Consider the following 17,829-nt stretch of genomic DNA (forward strand, 5'->3'; position numbering starts at 1 on the left):
GAGCGATGACCCAGACCCACCAGGACACCTGGTCCCGAGGCGGCGGCGACGACCGCACGCCGGACCAGCAGCCCCAGTCGGCTGACCAGGGCACGCCTCAGCAGGCTCACCCCCAGCAGCCCCACCCCCAGCCGGCCCAACCGCAGGCACCGGCCCGCGACCCCTTCGCCCGCCCGACCGAGGGCGGCCAGGCCGATGCCTCCGCCCCGGACGTGACGGCGCCGGTCTGGTACGGCCAGACCCGCGAACTGCCGACCGCGGCGCCGGTCGGCGCCCCGCCGGCCCAGGAGCGCACGGCCTTCGGCACCTACCCGGGCCACCCGGCATACCCCTCGACCACTCAGCCACCGGCTGGGCCGCCCCCCTCCGTCACAGCGCGGGGAGGGGCAGAGCCTGCCCAGCCGGCCAAGCGGCGCCGACTGACGGAACTCACCGCCGTCGCGGTGCTTGCCGCCCTGCTCGCCAGCGGTGGCACCTTTGCCGCGGCCCAGCTGCTCGACGACTCGCAGCCTTCCTCCTCTGCGACGTCGTCCAGCCTGGGCCGCGGCACGACCAACGCCCCGGTGGTCCAGGCCGACAAGAACAACCCCAACTGGACCGCGACCGCAGCGGCGGTCTCCCCCAGTGTCGTCGCCATCACCGTGGCCGGCGCCCAGGGCGAGGGCCAGGGCAGCGGCGTCATCATCGACGCCAAGGGCCACGTCCTCACCAACAACCACGTCGTCAACGGTGGCGGCTCCGGTGCCAAGCTGACCGTGACCCTCAACGACGGCCGGTCGTTCCAGGCCAAGGTCGCGGGCACGGACCCGAGCACCGACCTCGCGGTCATCACCCTCGACAACGCGCCCAGCGACCTGAAGCCGATCGCGCTGGGCGACTCCGAGGCGCTCAAGGTCGGCGACCCGGTCATGGCCGTCGGCAACCCGCTCGGGCTCGCGGGCACCGTGACCACGGGCATCGTCAGCGCCCTCAACCGGCCGGTGACCACCCAGGCCGAGAGCAACGACAGCCAGCAGCAGGACCAGAACCCCTTCGGCCAGGGCAGCCCGTTCGGTCAGGGCGGTCAGGGCCAGGGACAGCAGCAGCCGCAGACCGGCAGCGACTCCACGGACGTCGTGACCAACGCGATCCAGACGTCCGCGGCGATCAACCCGGGCAACTCCGGTGGCGCGCTCGTCAACGCGGGCGGCCAGCTGGTCGGCATCAACTCCTCGATCGCCAGCCTGGGCTCGAGCAGCGGCGGCCAGAGCGGCAGCATCGGCATCGGGTTCGCGATCCCGGTCAACGAGGCCAAGGACATCGCGACCCAGCTGATCGAGAAGGGCAAGGCCGAGCACGCGATCCTCGGCGTCACCACCCGCGACGGCACCGCCACCGACGGCTCGAGCCAGCGGGCCGGCGCCCAGATCGCCGAGGTCACCAAGGGCTCGCCCGCCGCAGCGGCCGGCCTGAAGTCCGGTGACGTCGTCATCAAGGTCAACAACGACCCGGTCAACTCCTCGGAGTCCCTCGTCGCCAGCATCCGCGAGCTGGGTGTCGGTGACAAGGTCTCCCTCACCGTCCTGCGCGACGGCAAGCAGCAGACCGTGACCGCCACCCTCGCCGCCAAGCCTGCGACGAGCTGACCAGACCTGTCGCACCCGGCACTTCGCTCGGGTCGCGGCACCCGCCGCACGTGCGAGCGGCGGCCCCGTCGCAGGGCGAGCGACGGGATGCGGGCCGGGTGCACCTCCCAACTCCCCTTCCCGGGATGGTGCACCCGGCTTTCGCACGTCGTGGGGCTTGCCAGGCGGCGTATGCCGCGTGGTCACGTCGCGGCATACGCGCCGGTGGTCGCGACCACACGTCAGGCGACGGATAACCCGTTGGTGCGCCTCGGTCCCCGTGGCAGAATCGCTCCTTGTGCCTGACGCCGTGAGCCCCTCCCCCGAACTGGCCCGCGAGCAGGAGCACCTGGCCACGGCCCGGGCCGCGCTGGCGCGGATGCGCGAGCAGACCCTGTCGCTGAAGATCCAGGCCCACGACCCGATCTCGGCCGAGAACCTCGCCCGCACCCTGCACCTGCGGGCCGCGTCACTCCAGGACGACCCGTCGACGACGCTGTTCTTCGGCCGGCTCGACACCGACACCCCCGAGCGGTTCTACATCGGGCGGCGGCACGTCACCGACGACCACGGCGACCCGCTGGTCATCGACTGGCGGGCGCGCATGTCGACCGCCTTCTACCGGGCGTCCCGGGCCGAGCCGATGGGCGTCGTGCTGCGTCGCCGGTTCGGGTTGGACCACGGCGCGATCACGGCCTACGAGGACGAGCACCTCCAGGACCGCGCCGAGCACGACTCGCGCAGCCAGATCCTCGCCGAGGAGATCGAGCGCCCCCGGGTCGGGCCGATGCGTGACATCGTCGCGACGATCCAGCCCGAACAGGACGAGATCGTCCGGGCGGGCGCCGACACCACCATCTGCGTGCAGGGCGCGCCCGGCACGGGCAAGACCGCGGTCGGCCTCCACCGCGCCGCGTGGCTGCTCTATGCCTTCCGCGACAAGCTTTCGCGCAGCGGTGTGCTCGTCATCGGGCCCAACCGGGCCTTCCTCGAGCACATCGGTGCGGTGCTGCCGGCGCTTGGCGAGGTGGCGGTGGGACACACCACGATCGAGGAGCTCGTCGCGTCGGTGCCGATCCGCGGCACGGACCACACCGAGACCGCCGTCCTCAAGGGTGACGCGCGGCTGGCCGAGGTGCTGCGCCGCGCGGTGTGGTCGGGCGTGGGCCGGCCGACGGAGGCGCTCGTCGTGCCGCGCGGGTCGCGCAAGTGGCGCGTCCCGGCCTACGAGGTGGCCGAGATCCTCGACGAGCTCGTGGCGCGCGGGGTGCGGTACGACGCGGCGCGGCAGATGCTGCCGCAACGGCTCGCGCACGCGGTGCTGCTCCAGATGGAACGCGCTGGCGACTCCCCCGATGACCGCGTGCAGGACTCCGTGGCCCGCTCGGCGGTGGTGAAGAAGTATGCCGCCGGCCTCTGGCCGGCGCTCGACGCCAAGGCCGTGCTGTGGTCGCTGCTGTCCGACCCGGCCGTCCTCGCGGAGCACGCCGACGGCATCCTGACCGAGGACGAACAACGAATCCTGTTGTGGGACAACCCCCCTCGCACCAAGGGATCGGCCAAGTGGTCGCTCGCCGACGCAGTCCTCCTCGACGAGCTGGCCGACCACATCAGCCGCACGCCATCGCTCGGGCACGTCGTTCTCGACGAGGCGCAGGACCTCTCACCGATGCAGCTGCGCGCCGTCGGGCGGCGCTGCTCCACCGGAGCCGCGACCGTCCTCGGCGACATCGCCCAGGGCACGACGCCGTGGGCCACCGGCTCGTGGGAGCAGTCGCTCGAGCACCTGGGCAAGCCGGGCAGCCACGTCGAGGTGCTCGACCGCGGCTTCCGCGTGCCCGCGGCAGTGATCGAGTATGCCGCGCGCCTGCTGCCGCACATGGCTCCCGGTCTCGGGGTGCCGGTCTCGGTGCGTGACAACCCGGGACGGCTCGACGTCGTGCAGGCGGACGGCGAGGCGCTGACCCTCGCGGCGGCGGACGCGGTGGCACAGGAGGTGGCCGAGCCTGGGTCGGTCGGCGTCATCGTCCCCGATGCGATCGTGAGCGCGGTGTCAGATGCGTTGCAGGGCAAGGGCATCGGACACGGCATCCTCGGTGCCGACCACGGCGACATCGACCACCAGGTCGACGTGGTGCCCGCCACCGTCGCCAAGGGCCTCGAGTTCGACCGGGTCGTCGTGGTCGAGCCATCCGCCATCGTCGCTGCCGAGCCCGACGAGCGCACGGGCCTGCGCCGCCTCTACGTCGTCCTCACCCGCGCCGTGTCGGCCCTGACGGTCGTCCACTCCGCACCCCTCCCCGCCCAGCTGACCAGCTGACGCGTGGTCGCGCGGGTGACCACGCGGCATACTGGCTGACCGTGCCGGCCCTCATCACCTGGTGGACCCTCGACCTGCGCGAGCTCGCGCCGCAGGCGCACAGCGATGCCGTCCAGGCGGTCGGTGCCGACCTGTTGCGGCGCTGGACCGAGCCGCACCGGCGCTACCACACGACCACCCACCTGGTGGAGGTCTTCTGGGCCCTGGAGGACCTCGAGCAGGCGGGCGTCGTGGACACCCGGGACGCGGCCCTCGGGCGGCTCGTGGGGTGGTTCCACGACGCGGTCTACGACCCGGCTGCGGCGCTCGGCGACAACGAGACGGCGAGTGCCGCGCTGGCGTCCCGTGACCTGCATGCGTTGGGGCTCAAGGACTCTGACGTCGAGACGGTGCGCGACCTCATCCTCGCCACCGAGCGACACGACCTCGCGCCCGATGGGCTCGCCACCGCGTTCCACGACGCCGACCTGTGGATCCTCTCCGCTCCTCCGGAGCGCTACGCCGCTTACACCGAGCAGGTGCGCGAGGAGTATGCCGCCGTGCCCGATGACGCGTTCCGCGCCGGCCGGGCGGCGATCCTGCGGCCCTTCCTCGACCGCGACACCATCTACGCCACGGACCTCGCGCGGGACACGTGGGAGTCGCAGGCCCGGGCCAATCTCGCTGCGGAGCTGACCGCCCTCACCCAGTGAGCTGGCTGCCGATGAGCGGCCACCAGAACCGGTCGCCCGCCCGACGCTCGAACTCTTCGCCACTCACCCACTGCGGGTCGACCGCGTCGTCCTCGACGGCGACGAGCGGTGGCGCCGCGACGGCGAGCCGGGCGGCATACAGCTGCATCGAACCGCCACCGGGGGGCCAGCGACCATGGCCGGTGAGCGGCGAGAAGCGTTCCTGCCCAACGGGTTTGAGCTGATCGGCCGTGAGCACGAGACCGGTCTCCTCGCGCACCTCGCGGATGGCGCAGCCCACCACCGTCTCGTCGGCCTCCCGACCTCCGCCGGGGATGGACCACTCCTGCCGGCGCGGGCTCCAGACCACGCACCACTGCCCGACCGCGTCCTGCAGGACCACCATCGCGGCGAAGACCTCGTCCGCCGGCACCAGCGCATCGTCGAGCCAGAGCTCGACCTGCGCCGCCGAACCGTCCGCGAAGGTGGCCCGCTCCACCCGTTCGAGCAGTCGCCTCACGCGCGGGGGCCGTCCTCGAGGAGGGGCCACCAGTGCCGCGTGCCGAGCTGTGCCGCCTGGTCGGCGGGTTGCAGCCAGCGCCCGGCCAGGACCGTCGCATCCGGGCCCACCTCACGCTGCCATACGGTGAACGCGGCGCTCGGTGTCGGCCACGGGTAGTCGTCATCGGGCTGCTGGACGACGTTGCGGACGTACCCGATGAGGCGCAGGTCGGGCGGCGCGTCGACGCCGGTCACGACCCGGTGCAGCAGGTCGAGGGCCTGCGCGGGCGTGGCGTCACCGACTGGCGCCGAGGGCAGGTCGGGCCCCCCGCCGTCGGACCGGTCGAGGACCAGCACGTCGTCGCCCCGGAACAGCGCGAGCCGCACGACCACGGTGTGGCTCGGCGGGTTCTCCTGCCGGGAGGCGATGACGTCCGCGCGCGACCCCGGAGGCAGCCACGACGCGTCCGGCACCGAGGCGATGACCTTCTCGTGCCGCCGCTTCTGCACGCGCAGACCGCTCGCCTGCAGGAGCCGCACCAGCTCCCGGCCACCCACCTCACGCGCGCCCGCGGCTACCAGCGCGGCATACCTCTCCTCGGGCACGTCGTAGTGGTCACCTTCGAAGCCGCGGCGCGGAATCCCCTGTGCCGCAGCGAATTCGTGCAGCTCGTCATAGGACGTGTCACTGACCAGGTGGGACCAGAGACGCCCGTGGGCCGGCCATGCGGGCGGGTCGATCCAGATGGTCACCTGCCCGACGCTACCCCGGCACCCGCACACTGTGGATAACTCCGCGGCAGGTGTCGCAGAACCGCCTAGCGTCGGGACAGGCGGTGCACGAGGCACCCGATGAGCAGGAGGACGCGATGTCGGCACAGTTCCAGGTGGACACGGACAGGATCCAGGCGGCGTCGGGCGACATCGCCCGCATCTCCGGCGAGATCGACACCCAGGTGAGCGCGATGATGGCGCGCCTGACCGGGCTGCAGGACGCGTGGACCGGCGCGGCGTCGGCGCGGTTCCAGGCGCTGGTCGCCGAGTGGCAGGGCACGCAGAAGCAGGTGCGGGCGTCCCTCGACTCGATCGGTGCCGTGCTCGCCGCCGCCGGGGTGCAGTACGCGGAGACCGAGGCGCAGACGCTGCGGATGTTCCAGTAGTCCCCGCGTCGCATTGCCCGGCGCACCAGCCCCAGGACCGGCGCCGGGTGGCCACCCTTCCCCCGGGTGACCACCTGGCGCCTTCCAGCCCGCTCACCACTGCGGGCGCGGCGGTATGCCGTCCGGCCCGGACGGCATACCCCTCGCCTCAGTCGGTGGTGATGGCGCGCAGGATGTCCAGGCGCGCGGCCCGCCGTCCCGGCCACAACGCGGCCAGCACACCGACGACTCCGGCGAGGACCACGAACAACGCCAGCTGGGGCACGGGGATGGCCAGCACGTCGATGCCGTCGTCCGCCAGGGTGCGCTGCAGCGCCCAGCCGGCACCGACCCCGAGCACCACCCCGAGGACGGCCCCGACCAGGGCGATCGCCACCGACTCGAGGCGCAGCATGGTCCGCAACTGGCGCCGGCTGAGGCCCACCGCCCGCAGCAGCCCGATCTCGCGCGTCCGCTCGATCACTGACAGCGCGAGGGTGTTGACGATGCCGAGGATCGCGATGAGCACGGCGAGCCCGAGCAGGGCATAGATGATGAACAACAGCTGGTCGATCGGCTTGCGCTGCTCCGCTGCGAAGGCGTCCTGGTCCTTGACCGACACCGTCGGCAGGTCCGCGATGACCCGGTTGATGCCAGCCTCGACGCTCTTGGCGTCGGCGCCGGGTGCGCGCAGCACCATCGTCAGCGAGTCCTGTTGTGGCGCACCGGCTTTCGCCGCAGCGGCCTGGGTGAGCATCACTGGAGGCGCCAGCGTCTGGCGCTTGTAGATGGCGGCGAGGACGTACGGTGCCGGCTTGGCCCCCGCGACGGCCGCCTGCACGGTGTCACCCACGGAAGCCCCGAGCTCGGCCGCCTTGCCGTCGTCGACGAAGATGCTGTTGACCTTGGCTCCGGCGAAGGAACCCGCGGTGAGGTCGAGCGGCACGACCTTGGGGAAGACGGCCGGGTCGATGGCTCCGCTGAACGAGCGGTCGCCGTCGATGTTCACGGCGGTGTAGCGCATCGACGCCACCTCACCCACACCGGGGACGGCAGCGACGTCCTTGGTGATCGCCGCGCTGAACGGCTGTCCGATGGCGCTCGAGACGACGTAGTCGGCGGCGAAGTTCTCACCGATCGTCTTGTCGACGCTGGCCTTGGCCGAGGCGCCGAACACCGACATCATCGAGACCAACGTGAGCCCGATCATCAAGGCGGACGCGGTCGCGGCGGTACGGCGCGGGTTGCGCACGGCATTCTGCTCGGCCATCAGCCCCACCCTCCGGAACATCGCGCGGTAGACGGCCCCGAGCGCCACGATGAGCGGACGAGCCAGCACCGGGCTCGCCGTGATGGCGCCGAGGATGAGCAGGCCCACTCCGCCGCCGACCCACCACGGGCGGTGCCCGAGATCGGTGAGGAACACCCCGAGCACGATGCCCTCGAGCCCGAGCACCATGGCGGCGCCGCCCAGCGCGGTGCGCCACGCCAGGCTCGACTCGGGCAGGGCGATGTCGTCACGCATCGCCGCGACCGGCGGCATCTTTCCTGCGCGGCGCGCGGGGAGGTAGGCCGCCACGAGGGTGACGACGAGGCCCACGAGGTATGCCGCGAGGGCGGTGCGTGGCTGCAGCACCAGCGGGGTGCCGCTGAGGTCCAAACCGAAGGTGGCGAAGAGGGACCGGATGCCGATGGCCAGCACGAACCCCAGCCCCAGACCGACGGTCGAGCCGAACACCGCGACGACGAACGCCTCGAACAGCACCGACCTGCTCACCTGTCGCCGGGCCGCCCCCAGGGCTCGCAGCAGCGCCAGCTCACGGCTGCGCTGGGCCACGAGGATGGAGAAGGTGTTGATGATGAGGAAGGCGCCGACGAACAGGGCGATTCCGGCGAAGATCAGCAGGAACGTGTTGATGAAGCCGAGGGCCTGACCGATCCCGTTTGCCTGCTCCTTGGCGACCGAGGCACCGGTCACGGCTTGGTAGCCGGACGGCAGCTTCGCCTGGACCGCTGTGGCGAGCGCGGCCGGGTCGACGCCGGGTCGCGCCGTCACCCAGGCATCGGTGAACTCGTCCTTGCCGTCGAAGTAGAGCTGCTGGGCCGTCTTGGTGTCGAAGAAGGCGAGAGTGGCGCCGACCAGCCCGCCGTCGCTGAACTTCGACGTGCCGACGAGGGTCGCCCGGACCTTGGGGCGGGCACCGCTGGTCACGAGCGTGACGGTGTCGCCGATGCGGTAACCGGCGCGCTCGGCGGTCCCCTCGTCGAGGTTGACCTCACCGCTGCGCTCGGGCCACCGCCCGTCGACCAACGAGACGGGCGGCTTGCCCGAACCGGTCGGCGCGTCGTTGTGGCTGAGGCCCAGCCCGGGCGGCCCACCGCCGCCGATCAGCTTGCCCTGCTTGGAGACGACGAAGGTGCTGGGGTCGGAGACGTTGCCGTCGGCCCGGGCGGCGCCCTCGACCGATGCCAGCTGGCGCACGAGGGATGCCGGCACGGTCTTGGCGGTGGGGGCGCTGTCGATGGTGGAGCTGGCGGTCGCCGGGCGGACGACCACGTCACCGACGACCTCGGTGATGCCGTTGAACGCCTTGCCGAGGGTGTCGGTGAAGATGAACGACCCCGACACGAACGCGACCCCGAGGACGATCGCGAAGGCGCTCATCGCTAGCCGCAGCTTGCGGCCCAGCAGGCTCTTCCAGCTGGCGTGCAACACCGGTCAGTCCTCCGCGCGCGCGGCGGCGGCGTGCGACGCGGCCGTGCTCGCCGAGCCGGCCGACAGCTCGGCCATCCGCTCGAGGATCCGCTCGGCCGTGGGCTCGCGCATCTCGTCGACGAACTGGCCGTCCGCGAGGAACAGCACCCGGTCGGTGTGCGCGGCCGCCACCGGGTCGTGGGTCACCATGACGATCGTCTGCCCGAACTCGTCGACGCTGCGCCGCAGGAACCCGAGCACCTCGGCACCCGACGTCGAGTCCAGGTTGCCCGTCGGCTCGTCGGCGAAGACGATTTCGGGCCGGCTCACGAGCGCACGGGCGCAGGCGACTCGCTGCTGCTGGCCGCCCGAGAGCTGGTTGGGACGGTGTCCCAGACGGTCACGCAGCCCCACCGTCTCGATGACGAGGTCGAACCAGTCCTGCTCCGGCGTGCGGCCCGCGATGGCCAGCGGCAGCAGGATGTTCTCCTGCGCGGTGAGGGTCGGCACGAGGTTGAAGGCCTGGAACACGAACCCGATCCGGTCGCGCCGCAGCCGGGTGAGCGCCTTGTCCTTGAGGGTGGTGATGTCGACGTCGCCGATCAGCACCTGCCCACCCGAGGCCGCGTCGAGACCGGCCGCGCAGTGCATCAGCGTCGACTTCCCCGACCCGGACGGGCCCATGACCGCGGTGAACTCGCCCCGGTTGACGTCGACGCTCACCCCGTCGAGGGCACGCACCTCCGTCTCCCCCTTGCCGTAGACCTTGGTCAGGTCGACGACGCGCGCCGCGATGGCCCGCGCCGTCGTGGCGTCGCCGGTTGGCGCACTGGTCGTGTCGGTCATGGCTGTCATCTCTCCGGCTCCCGGGTTCGAGGGTGAAACCTGTTCGGAGCCAACGCTAGGCAGACACCGCGACCCGCACCCTCAGGTTCGACCCTGAACCCACCCTGAGGGAACCCCGGGACCGCGTCGCGGTCGATGACGTCTGCGTGAACGGTTGCCATGGCGACCGTTCACGCAGACGCAAGCAGGCGGCATACCGAGTCGTCGGCACCCGCCCCCATGGTCACTGGACGGCGAAGTGCGCGACCTCGCGCGCGTGCGGCTCGTCGTAGAGCTCGCCGACGACCTCGCCCTTCTGCCACTCGACCGCCAGCCCCTCGCCGCGCACCTCGAGGATGGCGATGTTGTTGTCGAACCACGGCCCTTCGGTGACGCTCCAGCGGTATGCCGGGTCGGGCACCTTGGACGACGCGCCCGCCACGAGGCGCATGGGCCGCGCCATCCAGCGGGCCGCGAGTGCGTGCATCGCGCGGACCACGCGGGACAGCGGGTTGCGGATCGGTGAGCAGACCAGCTGGAGCACGCGGCTGGAGCCGGGTGCGAGCTGCGCGGGGTCGAGCTCGCAGACGTAGGAGTTGTGGACGTCACCGGACAGGAACGTGATGGTGCCCGGGCGGCGGCCGCGCTTGCCCTCGGCGACGGCAACGACGAGGTCGAGGACGTGGGCGAAACCCTTCTGGAAGGCCGCCCAGTGCTCGAGGTCGACCATGCGACGCACCTTCTCGCCGACCTTCCCCCAGGGCTTGCCCCAGGCGCCGGACGACCACGCCTCGTTGATCGCCTCGAGGTCGTGAATGCCCGGTGCGATGAGGAACGGCAACGACGTGCCGATGAAGAGGTGGTCGATGTCGCCGGTGAGCTGGCCCTCGAGCCACTCCATCTCGTAGTCGTCGAGGATGCTGCGCCGGCTCGGCTCGAGGACCCGTGCGGCCCGCGAGTCGACGACGACGAGCCGCGACTCGCCGAGGTCGCGCGAGTAGCTCCAGCGGTAGGTGTCGGGGTGCCGGTCGACCCGCTCGGCAAAAGTGTCGAGGACGTCCGTGAGGTCCAGCTCACGGTCGTCACCAGAGGAGACGTGGGCCGAGATCCGTTGCCAGATCTCGTCTTCCGCGAGCTCTTCCGGCGAGAGGTTGCCGGCGTGCTGGTAGACCCAGTAGGACGCGAGGCCGCCGACGATGCGCCCGTGCCACCACGGCGTGGCGTTCATCTCGCGCTGCCAGTCGGCGGAGGTGTTCCAGTCGTCGCGGATGTCGTGGTCGTCGAAGATCATCGCGCTCGGCAGCGTCGACAGGAGCCAGCGGTTGAGCGGGTCGGACCACGCGAGCCGGTAGAGGTGGGCGTACTCGACGTAGTCCTTGAGCTCCTCGCCCGGCGGCTCGTCGATGTCGCGCCGGCTCGCGATGAACTCCTGCATCTCGTCGGAGGTGTCGTCGGCGTAGACCTGGTCGCCGAGGAAGCAGACGAGGTGTGGCCACTCGGCGTCGGTGCGGTCTGGCCGGCTCAGGTGGTAGGCGAACGAGCGCAGCGCGTCGACACCGTTGGTGCGGTTGCCGTCGGCGTCGTGCGGGACGCTCGTGCGGCACGACCCGAACGCCATCCGAGTCGGCTCGGTGTGGCGGAGCGTCCGGATGCGGCTCGGGGGCAGGCCCGGGTAGCCCTGGTCCGCCACGGGCTCGGGCCAGACCCGCTCGCCGTCGATGTGGACCTCGTAGTCGCCGACCGCGCCCGGCTCGAGCCCGTCGAGCACCACGAGCGCGTAGTGGTAACCGTGCACGGTGAAGGTCGGTTGCGACCACTCGCGGTCGAAGGCGCGCACCCGCACCGTCGCCCGGTCGCGGGTCTGCACCCACACGGTTGCGGACGTCTCCCCCACGTACCGCAGCAGCGGTCCGAGCTGGAGGGGGCCGGTCGGGAGGTCGTGGCGCACTCCTCCGTTCTACACGGCATACCTGAGGTCTGCTGATCACCACCTGACCGCCCCCTGTGCCTCAGCTTTTCCGCGTCATGCGGGAAAGCTGGCTTCGCGCGGGTTACTAGCGCGAGCGAACCTCAACTTTCCTCAGCGAAGCGCCCACCCGTACGGATGTACTGCGCAACCGGTGACACGTGACCCTGCCACCGCACCGGCCTGGGTCCATAGCGTCGAGATGTCGCCGACAGACCGGCGAACGACCCACCAAACCATCGACCCGAGGGAATCCCATGACCACCCGCCCGCAGACCGCTCCACCCACGGATGGACCCACCACCGGCACGACCGGCGCGACCGGCGCGGCCGGCGCGACGACTGAACCCGCGACCAAGCCCTTGCCCATCTGGTCGACCCTGGCCGCCACGACCGGTGCCGCACTGGTCGCGTGGTTCCCGCTGAGCCGGTTCGTCGACCTCGAGGTGGCCGCCGGTGACTCCACACGCATCGTCGGCGGCGCCTCGGTCGGCATCAGCGCGCTTGTCATCGCCCTCGCCGCCCTGGGCTTCGCGACCGTCGTGCGGCGGCGGGCGCGTCGGCCGCGCCGCGTCTTCACCGTCACCGGGGCGGTGGTCCTCGTGCTGTCGCTGGTCAGCCCGCTGGCCCAGGCCGTGACGACGGATGCCGCGCTCTCGCTGCTCACCCTGCACGTGGTGGTCGGCGCTGTCGTGTTGGGCCTGGTGCCGCGGCGACTCCCCAGTCTGCGCCGGTGACCACCACCGCGCCATGCGCCGTGCCGATGGTGCACGACTACACTGGCTGGCGCCGTCGCCTCTCGTCCGGCCTGCACGGCACGATCCTCGAGCTCGGCGCGGGCGACGGCGCCAACACGGCATACCTGTCCCGCGACCTGCACTGGATCGGGCTGGAACCCGACGCCCGACGCGCGGCCGACGCGCGCCGGACCGCGCGAGGGTGGTTCGCCCACAGCAGCGTGCTCGAGTGCCGCGCCGAGGCGATCCCGCTCGCCGACGCGAGCGTCGACGCGGTCCTGGGCACGCTGCTGCTGTGCTCGGTGCGCGACCAGGCCAGGGTGCTGTCCGAGATCCGCCGCGTGCTGCGCCCGGGCGGGGGGTTCCGCTTCCTCGAGCACGTCGCCGCACCGCGCGGCACGTGGATGCGACGTCTCGAGCTGGCCGCGACGCCGTGGTCGGTCCTCACCGACCACGGCTGCCACCCGGCCCGCGACACCGGCTCGGCCCTGGACGCGGCCGGCTTCGCGACGGTCACCGCACTCGCTTTCACCCGCCCTGGGCCGTGGGGCCGCCGCGTCGATCACCTCGCCGGCGAGGCCGTGACGACACAATGACCGGTATGCCGCGCGCCCCCCTGCCGTACGCCTGGCCCCGGCTTCCCTTGTGGGCCGGGGCGCTGTGGGCGTCCTTGTGGGGTGGCGCCCTCCTCCTTCCCTCGTTCGTCGGGCTGGGCGAGGCGCGCCACCCGGGGTGGTGCGCAGTGGGGCTCGTCGTGGCCTTCGGGCTGTTCGTCGTGACCACGGTCGACGCCACGGCAAGGGCGGGCGCCCGCCGCGCAGACCTGTGGCCGGTCGTGCTGTTGCTGGCGGTCGTGTGCGCTGCCCTCGTCGCAGACGGAGGTATGCCGTGGGGCACGCTGCCCATCCTCGTCGCCGTCGCGGTGGGCACCAGCACTCCGTTGCGCTGGGCCCCGTGGCTCGTGGTGGCGCTGGCCGCGGCGGCCGCCCTGGCGGACGGATTCCGTTCTGGCGCATGGGATGGCGCCATCTGGAGCACCGGACTGGTCACACTGCTCGCCGGGCTGCTCACGTGCGCCTTCGGGTGGCTGGCGTCGGTCATCGGCGAGCTGCGGGCCACGCGTCGTGAACTGGCCCGGACCGCGGTCTCGGCCGAGCGGCTGCGGTTCTCGCGCGACCTGCACGACCTGCTCGGCCACAGCCTGTCCGTCATCTCCGTCAAGGCACAGGCCGCCCGCCGGTCGGTGCGCACGGATCCCGAAGCGGCGGAACGGCATTCGGCCGACATCGAGTCGCTCGCGCAGCAGGCGCTGGCCGAGGTGCGCGAAGCCGTCCAGGGCTACCGCCGCACCGACCTCGACCTCGAGGTGACCCGCGCCGCCCAGGCCCTGCGGTCGGCGGGCATCACCACCGAGGTGGTGCGGGACGACGCCGACCTCACCCCCGACCAGCAGGACCTGCTCGCCTGGGTGGTCCGCGAGGGTGCGACCAACGTGCTGCGGCACGCCCACGCCAGCCATGCCGTCATCCGGACCTCGTCGGCCGGTGGCCGGGCCACCCTCGTCATCGAGGACGACGGCTCGGGGTCGACCGACGCCCCGGCGGTGGGTCCCCACGGCGAAGCGATGCCCGGCGGCACCGGCCTCACGGGTCTGCGTGACCGTCTCACCAGGGTCGGCGGCACACTCGCGACCACCGCGGCCGCAAGCGGATTCCGTTTGACCGCAGAGGTTCCCGCGAAGGAGGCACGATGACGACACTCCTCATCGCCGAGGACCAGGTCATGATGCGCGAGGCCCTGGCCACCCTGCTGGACCTCGAGGACGACCTGTCGGTCGTGGGCCAGGTCGGCCGCGGCGACGAGGTCGTGGCCGCGGTGCTCGACCGCAGGCCCGAACTGGTGCTGCTCGACATCGAGCTACCCGGAGCGTCGGGGCTCGATGTCGCGGCGCAGCTGCGCGACCAGACACCGGACACCCTCGTCGTCATCGTCACGACGTTCGGCCGGCCCGGGTACCTGCGGCGCGCCCTCGACGCAGGCGTGCGCGGGTTCGTCGTCAAGGACGGCCCGGTCGAGGGGCTGGCGGCCGCCATCCGCCGCGTCGCCGCGGGCGACCTCGTCATCGACCCGACCCTGGCCGCCGACGCCCTCGCTGCGGGGCCCAACCCGCTCACCGACCGCGAGCGCGACGTCCTCCGGGAGTCCGCCGACGGCGCCACGGTCGCCGACATCGCCGGGTCGCTGCACCTGTCGGAGCAGACGGTCCGCAACTACGCCTCAGCCGCGATCGCCAAGACCGCCACGCGCAACCGCGTCGAGGCCGCTGCTGAGGCCCGCCACCGCGGCTGGCTCTGACCCATCCGCCACAGCTTTTCCGCGTCATGCGGGAAAGCTGGCTTCGCTCGCCTCACCAGAGCGAGCGAACCTGAAGCTTCGCGCGTGAAGTGCCGCCGCGGCATACCTGCGGGCACGCGAAAGGGGCGGCCCACCTTCCGGTGGACCGCCCCTTCGATGGTGCGTATGCCGTGTGGCCAGCAGGTCAGAGGCTTGGCCTCAGAACCCCATGCCACCCATCTCGTCGCCACCCGGAGCAGCCGGAGCGGCCTTCTCGGGCTTGTCGGCGATGACGGCCTCGGTGGTGAGGAACAGCGCGGCGATCGACGCGGCGTTCTGCAGCGCCGAACGCGTGACCTTGGCCGGGTCGATGATGCCGGCCTTGATCATGTCGACGTAGTCACCGGTCGCGGCGTTGAGGCCGTCGCCCGCGGGAAGGTTCGCGACCTTCTCCGCCACGACGCCACCCTCGAGACCGGCGTTGACCGCGATCTGCTTGAGCGGGGCCTCGATGGCCACGCGGACGATGTTGGCGCCAGTGGCCTCGTCGCCCTTGAGGTCGAGCTTGTCGAAGACGTCCTTGCCGGCCTGCAGCAGGGCCACGCCACCACCGGCGACGATGCCCTCCTCGACGGCCGCCTTGGCGTTGCGCACGGCGTCCTCGATGCGGTGCTTGCGCTCCTTGAGCTCGACCTCGGTCGCGGCGCCGGCCTTGATGACCGCAACACCGCCGGCCAGCTTGGCCAGGCGCTCCTGCAGCTTCTCGCGGTCGTAGTCGCTGTCCGACTTCTCGATCTCGGCGCGGATCTGGTTGACGCGGCCCTGGATCTGCTCCGCGTCGCCGGCACCCTCGACGATCGTGGTCTCGTCCTTGGTGACGACGACCTTGCGCGCCTTGCCCAGCAGGTCGAGCTCGGCGGTCTCGAGCTTGAGGCCGACCTCCTCGCTGATGACCTGGCCACCGGTGAGGATGGCGATGTCGGCGAGCATGGCCTTGCGGCGGTCACCGAAGCCGGGGGCCTTGACGGCGACCGACTTGAAGGTGCCACGGATCTTGTTGACCACCAGGGTCGACAGGGCCTCGCCCTCGACGTCCTCGGCGATGATCAGCAGCGGCTTGCCGGACTGCATGACCTTCTCCAGCAGCGGGAGCAGGTCCTTGATGCCGGAGATCTTGGAGTTCACGACGAGGACGTACGGGTCCTCGAGCACGGCCTCCATGCGCTCGGTGTCGGTGACGAAGTAGTGGCTGATGTAGCCCTTGTCGAAGCGCATGCCCTCGGTGAGCTCGAGCTCGAGGCCGAAGGTGTTGCTCTCCTCGACGGTGATGACGCCCTCGTTGCCGACCTTGTCCATGGCCTCGGCGATCATCTCGCCGATCTCGGGGTCAGCCGCGGAGATCGAGGCGGTCGCCGCGATCTGCTCCTTGGTCTCGACCGGCTTGGCCATCTCGAGCAGCTGGCTCGAGACCTTCTCGGTCGCCTGCTCGATGCCGCGCTTGAGCGCCATCGGGTTGGCGCCGGCCGCGACGTTGCGCAGACCCTCCTTGACGAGGGCCTGGGCGAGCACGGTGGCGGTGGTGGTGCCGTCGCCCGCGACGTCGTCGGTCTTCTTGGCGACCTCCTTGACGAGCTCGGCACCGATCTTCTCGTACGGGTCGTCGAGCTCGATCTCCTTGGCGATGGACACACCATCGTTGGTGATCGTGGGGGCTCCCCACTTCTTCTCGAGCACGACGTTGCGGCCCTTCGGGCCGAGGGTCACGCGCACGGCGTCGGCGAGGGTGTTCATGCCCCGCTCGAGCCCGCGACGAGCCTCTTCATCGAAAGCGATGATCTTGGCCATTCGGGTGGTTTCCTCCCACGCGAAACGAGTTGCGGCCAGCGGGCGCCCGCGACGGACGGCACGGCATACCCGGCTCACGTCGCCGAGCACCCCGGACCTCACCTTGGCTGGCCAGGATTGTCACTCTCAGGGTGAGAGTGCTAACGCCATTATTGGCACTCTCGGGGTGGGAGTGCAAACGCGAGGGGTATGCCGCGGACGCCCCTCGCCTTCGCGCGTCGCCACCGCGGCCCCACCCCTCCCGCACTTCGGGCCACCCTGGCTCGGTCCGGCGCGCAGCACCGGCCCTCAGTGGCCCGAAGTCGCACCCCTCCCGCACTTCGGGCCACCCAGGCTTGGTCCCGCCCGCAACACCGGCCCTCAGTGGCCGGAAGTGCGGGCGTCCTCCGCCTCCGGCTGCTGCCGCTGATCGAGCAGGGCGCGCAGGTCTGCAGCCATCCGGGTCTCGAGCTGCGGCCGCGACTGCCCTCGCACCTCGACCCGGCGGGCGTCCTGAGCCTGACGGCGCTTCACCTCGCCCATCGCGACGCCGATGGCGACGAGCACCGGGAGCACGAACCTCGCAGCGTCGAGGACCGGATCGAGCCACCCCGGCAGCGACCAGTCCGGCCACGGGATCGACGGCAGGTCGATGCTCGGCCACGGGATGTCGGGCAGGTCGATGCTGGGCCACGGGATGTCCGGCCACGGGATGTCCGGCAGGTCCCAGTCGGGCAGCAGGTTGACGACGAACCCGACCCCGAACAACGGCGCGAGCACCTTGACCGTCGCCAGGACGCCCTCCACGACGGCGTGCCGGCGTGGGTGCTGGCGGATCCGCTCCTCGCGCCGCGCGGCCCGCGACCCGGGCTCGGGCTCCATGTCGACCGCACCCTGGCCGACGCTCAGCGTGGCCCGGTGCACCCCGGTCATCGACGCCTTGAGCTTGACCCGGCCGTAGCCGTTGGCCTCGAGCACGGCGTTGTCGTCCGTGGTCTTCGTGCGCGCGACCTCGGCGCCGTCGACGGTCCAGACGATCTCGCGCTGCACGCCGAGCTCGGTCGCCGTCACGGTGTGCTCGCGTCCCCGCACGAGCAGGTCGAAGCGTTGCTGTCCCACGCGTCGAGCCTTCCGCACGGACAAGGCATGGCGCTTAGGCCCCCGGTCGGAACCCGGGTCCGACTTTGGTATGCCGTCGCGGGCGCGCCGACCA

Annotated in this window: 15 protein-coding genes; 8 read left to right on the plus strand and 7 right to left on the minus strand. The window is 71.6% G+C overall.

All coding sequences use genetic code 11. The features are described 5' to 3' along the window. Positions 1-5: 5 nt before the first annotated feature. From HJG52_RS12515 to HJG52_RS12525, 3 genes are all read left to right on the plus strand, one after another. On the plus strand, positions 6-1,625 hold the full coding sequence (locus tag HJG52_RS12515; protein WP_206070549.1) for a S1C family serine protease: 1,620 nt from the start codon (positions 6-8) through the stop codon (positions 1,623-1,625). 289 nt (positions 1,626-1,914) lie between these two features. After that, a complete protein-coding gene (locus tag HJG52_RS12520; protein WP_346767720.1) occupies positions 1,915-3,924 on the plus strand; it encodes a HelD family protein in 2,010 nt (669 codons plus the stop codon). A 41-nt stretch (positions 3,925-3,965) separates the two neighbouring features. Beyond that, positions 3,966-4,616, plus strand: coding sequence for an HD domain-containing protein (locus HJG52_RS12525; protein WP_171243882.1), 651 nt, complete (start codon positions 3,966-3,968; stop codon positions 4,614-4,616). Here HJG52_RS12525 and HJG52_RS12530 read toward each other — a convergent pair. After that, positions 4,606-5,115 (minus strand): NUDIX domain-containing protein, encoded by a 510-nt coding sequence (locus tag HJG52_RS12530; protein ID WP_171243883.1) that lies wholly within the window; start codon positions 5,113-5,115, stop codon positions 4,606-4,608. The genes HJG52_RS12525 and HJG52_RS12530 overlap by 11 nt on opposite strands. After that, on the minus strand, positions 5,112-5,849 hold the full coding sequence (locus tag HJG52_RS21675; protein ID WP_346767721.1) for a DUF4031 domain-containing protein: 738 nt from the start codon (positions 5,847-5,849) through the stop codon (positions 5,112-5,114). Before HJG52_RS21675 ends, HJG52_RS12530 begins: the two co-directional genes overlap by 4 nt. Before the next feature lie 116 nt (positions 5,850-5,965). On the opposite strand from HJG52_RS21675, the gene HJG52_RS12540 reads away from it, so the two are divergent. Further along, positions 5,966-6,256 (plus strand): WXG100 family type VII secretion target, encoded by a 291-nt coding sequence (locus HJG52_RS12540; protein ID WP_171243884.1) that lies wholly within the window; start codon positions 5,966-5,968, stop codon positions 6,254-6,256. A 148-nt stretch (positions 6,257-6,404) separates the two neighbouring features. Here the strand turns inward: HJG52_RS12540 and HJG52_RS12545 are convergent, their stop codons facing one another. From HJG52_RS12545 to HJG52_RS12555, 3 genes are all read right to left on the minus strand, one after another. Continuing rightward, on the minus strand, positions 6,405-8,951 hold the full coding sequence (locus HJG52_RS12545) for an FtsX-like permease family protein (RefSeq protein WP_171243885.1): 2,547 nt from the start codon (positions 8,949-8,951) through the stop codon (positions 6,405-6,407). A 3-nt stretch (positions 8,952-8,954) separates the two neighbouring features. Beyond that, positions 8,955-9,785 carry an ABC transporter ATP-binding protein gene (locus tag HJG52_RS12550; protein WP_171243886.1) on the minus strand — a complete coding sequence of 277 codons (831 nt, stop codon included), beginning with the start codon at positions 9,783-9,785 and terminating at the stop codon, positions 8,955-8,957. Positions 9,786-9,999: 214 nt separating this feature from the next. Beyond that, entirely contained in the window at positions 10,000-11,703 is a 1,704-nt protein-coding gene (locus HJG52_RS12555) for an alkaline phosphatase D family protein (RefSeq protein WP_346767722.1), read from the minus strand. Between the two features lie 275 nt (positions 11,704-11,978). On the opposite strand from HJG52_RS12555, the gene HJG52_RS12560 reads away from it, so the two are divergent. Genes HJG52_RS12560 through HJG52_RS12575 form a run of 4 tightly spaced genes read left to right on the plus strand, consistent with a single transcriptional unit; the run spans position 11,979 to position 14,813 of the window. Beyond that, a complete protein-coding gene (locus tag HJG52_RS12560) occupies positions 11,979-12,458 on the plus strand; it encodes a DUF6069 family protein (RefSeq protein WP_171243887.1) in 480 nt (159 codons plus the stop codon). Beyond that, a complete protein-coding gene (locus HJG52_RS12565; RefSeq protein WP_171243888.1) occupies positions 12,455-13,054 on the plus strand; it encodes a methyltransferase domain-containing protein in 600 nt (199 codons plus the stop codon). Before HJG52_RS12560 ends, HJG52_RS12565 begins: the two co-directional genes overlap by 4 nt. A gap of 5 nt (positions 13,055-13,059) precedes the next feature. After that, positions 13,060-14,211, plus strand: a complete 1,152-nt coding sequence (locus tag HJG52_RS12570) for a sensor histidine kinase (RefSeq protein ID WP_171243889.1) — start codon at positions 13,060-13,062, stop codon at positions 14,209-14,211. Then, the gene (locus HJG52_RS12575) at positions 14,208-14,813 is read left to right on the plus strand and encodes a response regulator transcription factor (protein ID WP_171243890.1); all 606 of its coding nucleotides are present in this window, start codon (positions 14,208-14,210) and stop codon (positions 14,811-14,813) included. The genes HJG52_RS12570 and HJG52_RS12575 overlap by 4 nt, the downstream gene beginning before the upstream one ends. Positions 14,814-15,011: 198 nt before the next feature. Here the strand turns inward: HJG52_RS12575 and groL are convergent, their stop codons facing one another. Both groL and HJG52_RS12585 read right to left on the minus strand, forming a co-directional pair. Then, complete coding sequence (gene groL / locus HJG52_RS12580; protein WP_171243891.1) at positions 15,012-16,637, minus strand: chaperonin GroEL; 1,626 nt, start codon at positions 16,635-16,637, stop codon at positions 15,012-15,014. Between the two features lie 360 nt (positions 16,638-16,997). Beyond that, complete coding sequence (locus HJG52_RS12585) at positions 16,998-17,735, minus strand: hypothetical protein (RefSeq protein WP_171243892.1); 738 nt, start codon at positions 17,733-17,735, stop codon at positions 16,998-17,000. Between the last annotated feature and the right edge of the window lie 94 nt (positions 17,736-17,829).

Source organism: Knoellia koreensis, from assembly GCF_013041615.1.
Taxonomy (GTDB): Bacteria; Actinomycetota; Actinomycetes; order Actinomycetales; family Dermatophilaceae; genus Pedococcus; species Pedococcus koreensis.

What these genes read in the sequence shown, in the direction of transcription:
- HJG52_RS12515 (WP_206070549.1), top strand. Translation starts at nt 6, where the DNA reads ATGACCCAGACCCACCAGGACACCTGGTCCCGAGGCGGCGGCGACGAC.
- HJG52_RS12575 (WP_171243890.1), top strand. Translation starts at nt 14,208, where the DNA reads ATGACGACACTCCTCATCGCCGAGGACCAGGTCATGATGCGCGAGGCC.
- HJG52_RS12560 (WP_171243887.1), top strand. Translation starts at nt 11,979, where the DNA reads ATGACCACCCGCCCGCAGACCGCTCCACCCACGGATGGACCCACCACC.
- groL (WP_171243891.1), bottom strand. Translation starts at nt 16,637, where the DNA reads ATGGCCAAGATCATCGCTTTCGATGAAGAGGCTCGTCGCGGGCTCGAG.
- HJG52_RS12540 (WP_171243884.1), top strand. Translation starts at nt 5,966, where the DNA reads ATGTCGGCACAGTTCCAGGTGGACACGGACAGGATCCAGGCGGCGTCG.
- HJG52_RS12550 (WP_171243886.1), bottom strand. Translation starts at nt 9,785, where the DNA reads ATGACAGCCATGACCGACACGACCAGTGCGCCAACCGGCGACGCCACG.
- HJG52_RS12570 (WP_171243889.1), top strand. Translation starts at nt 13,060, where the DNA reads ATGCCGCGCGCCCCCCTGCCGTACGCCTGGCCCCGGCTTCCCTTGTGG.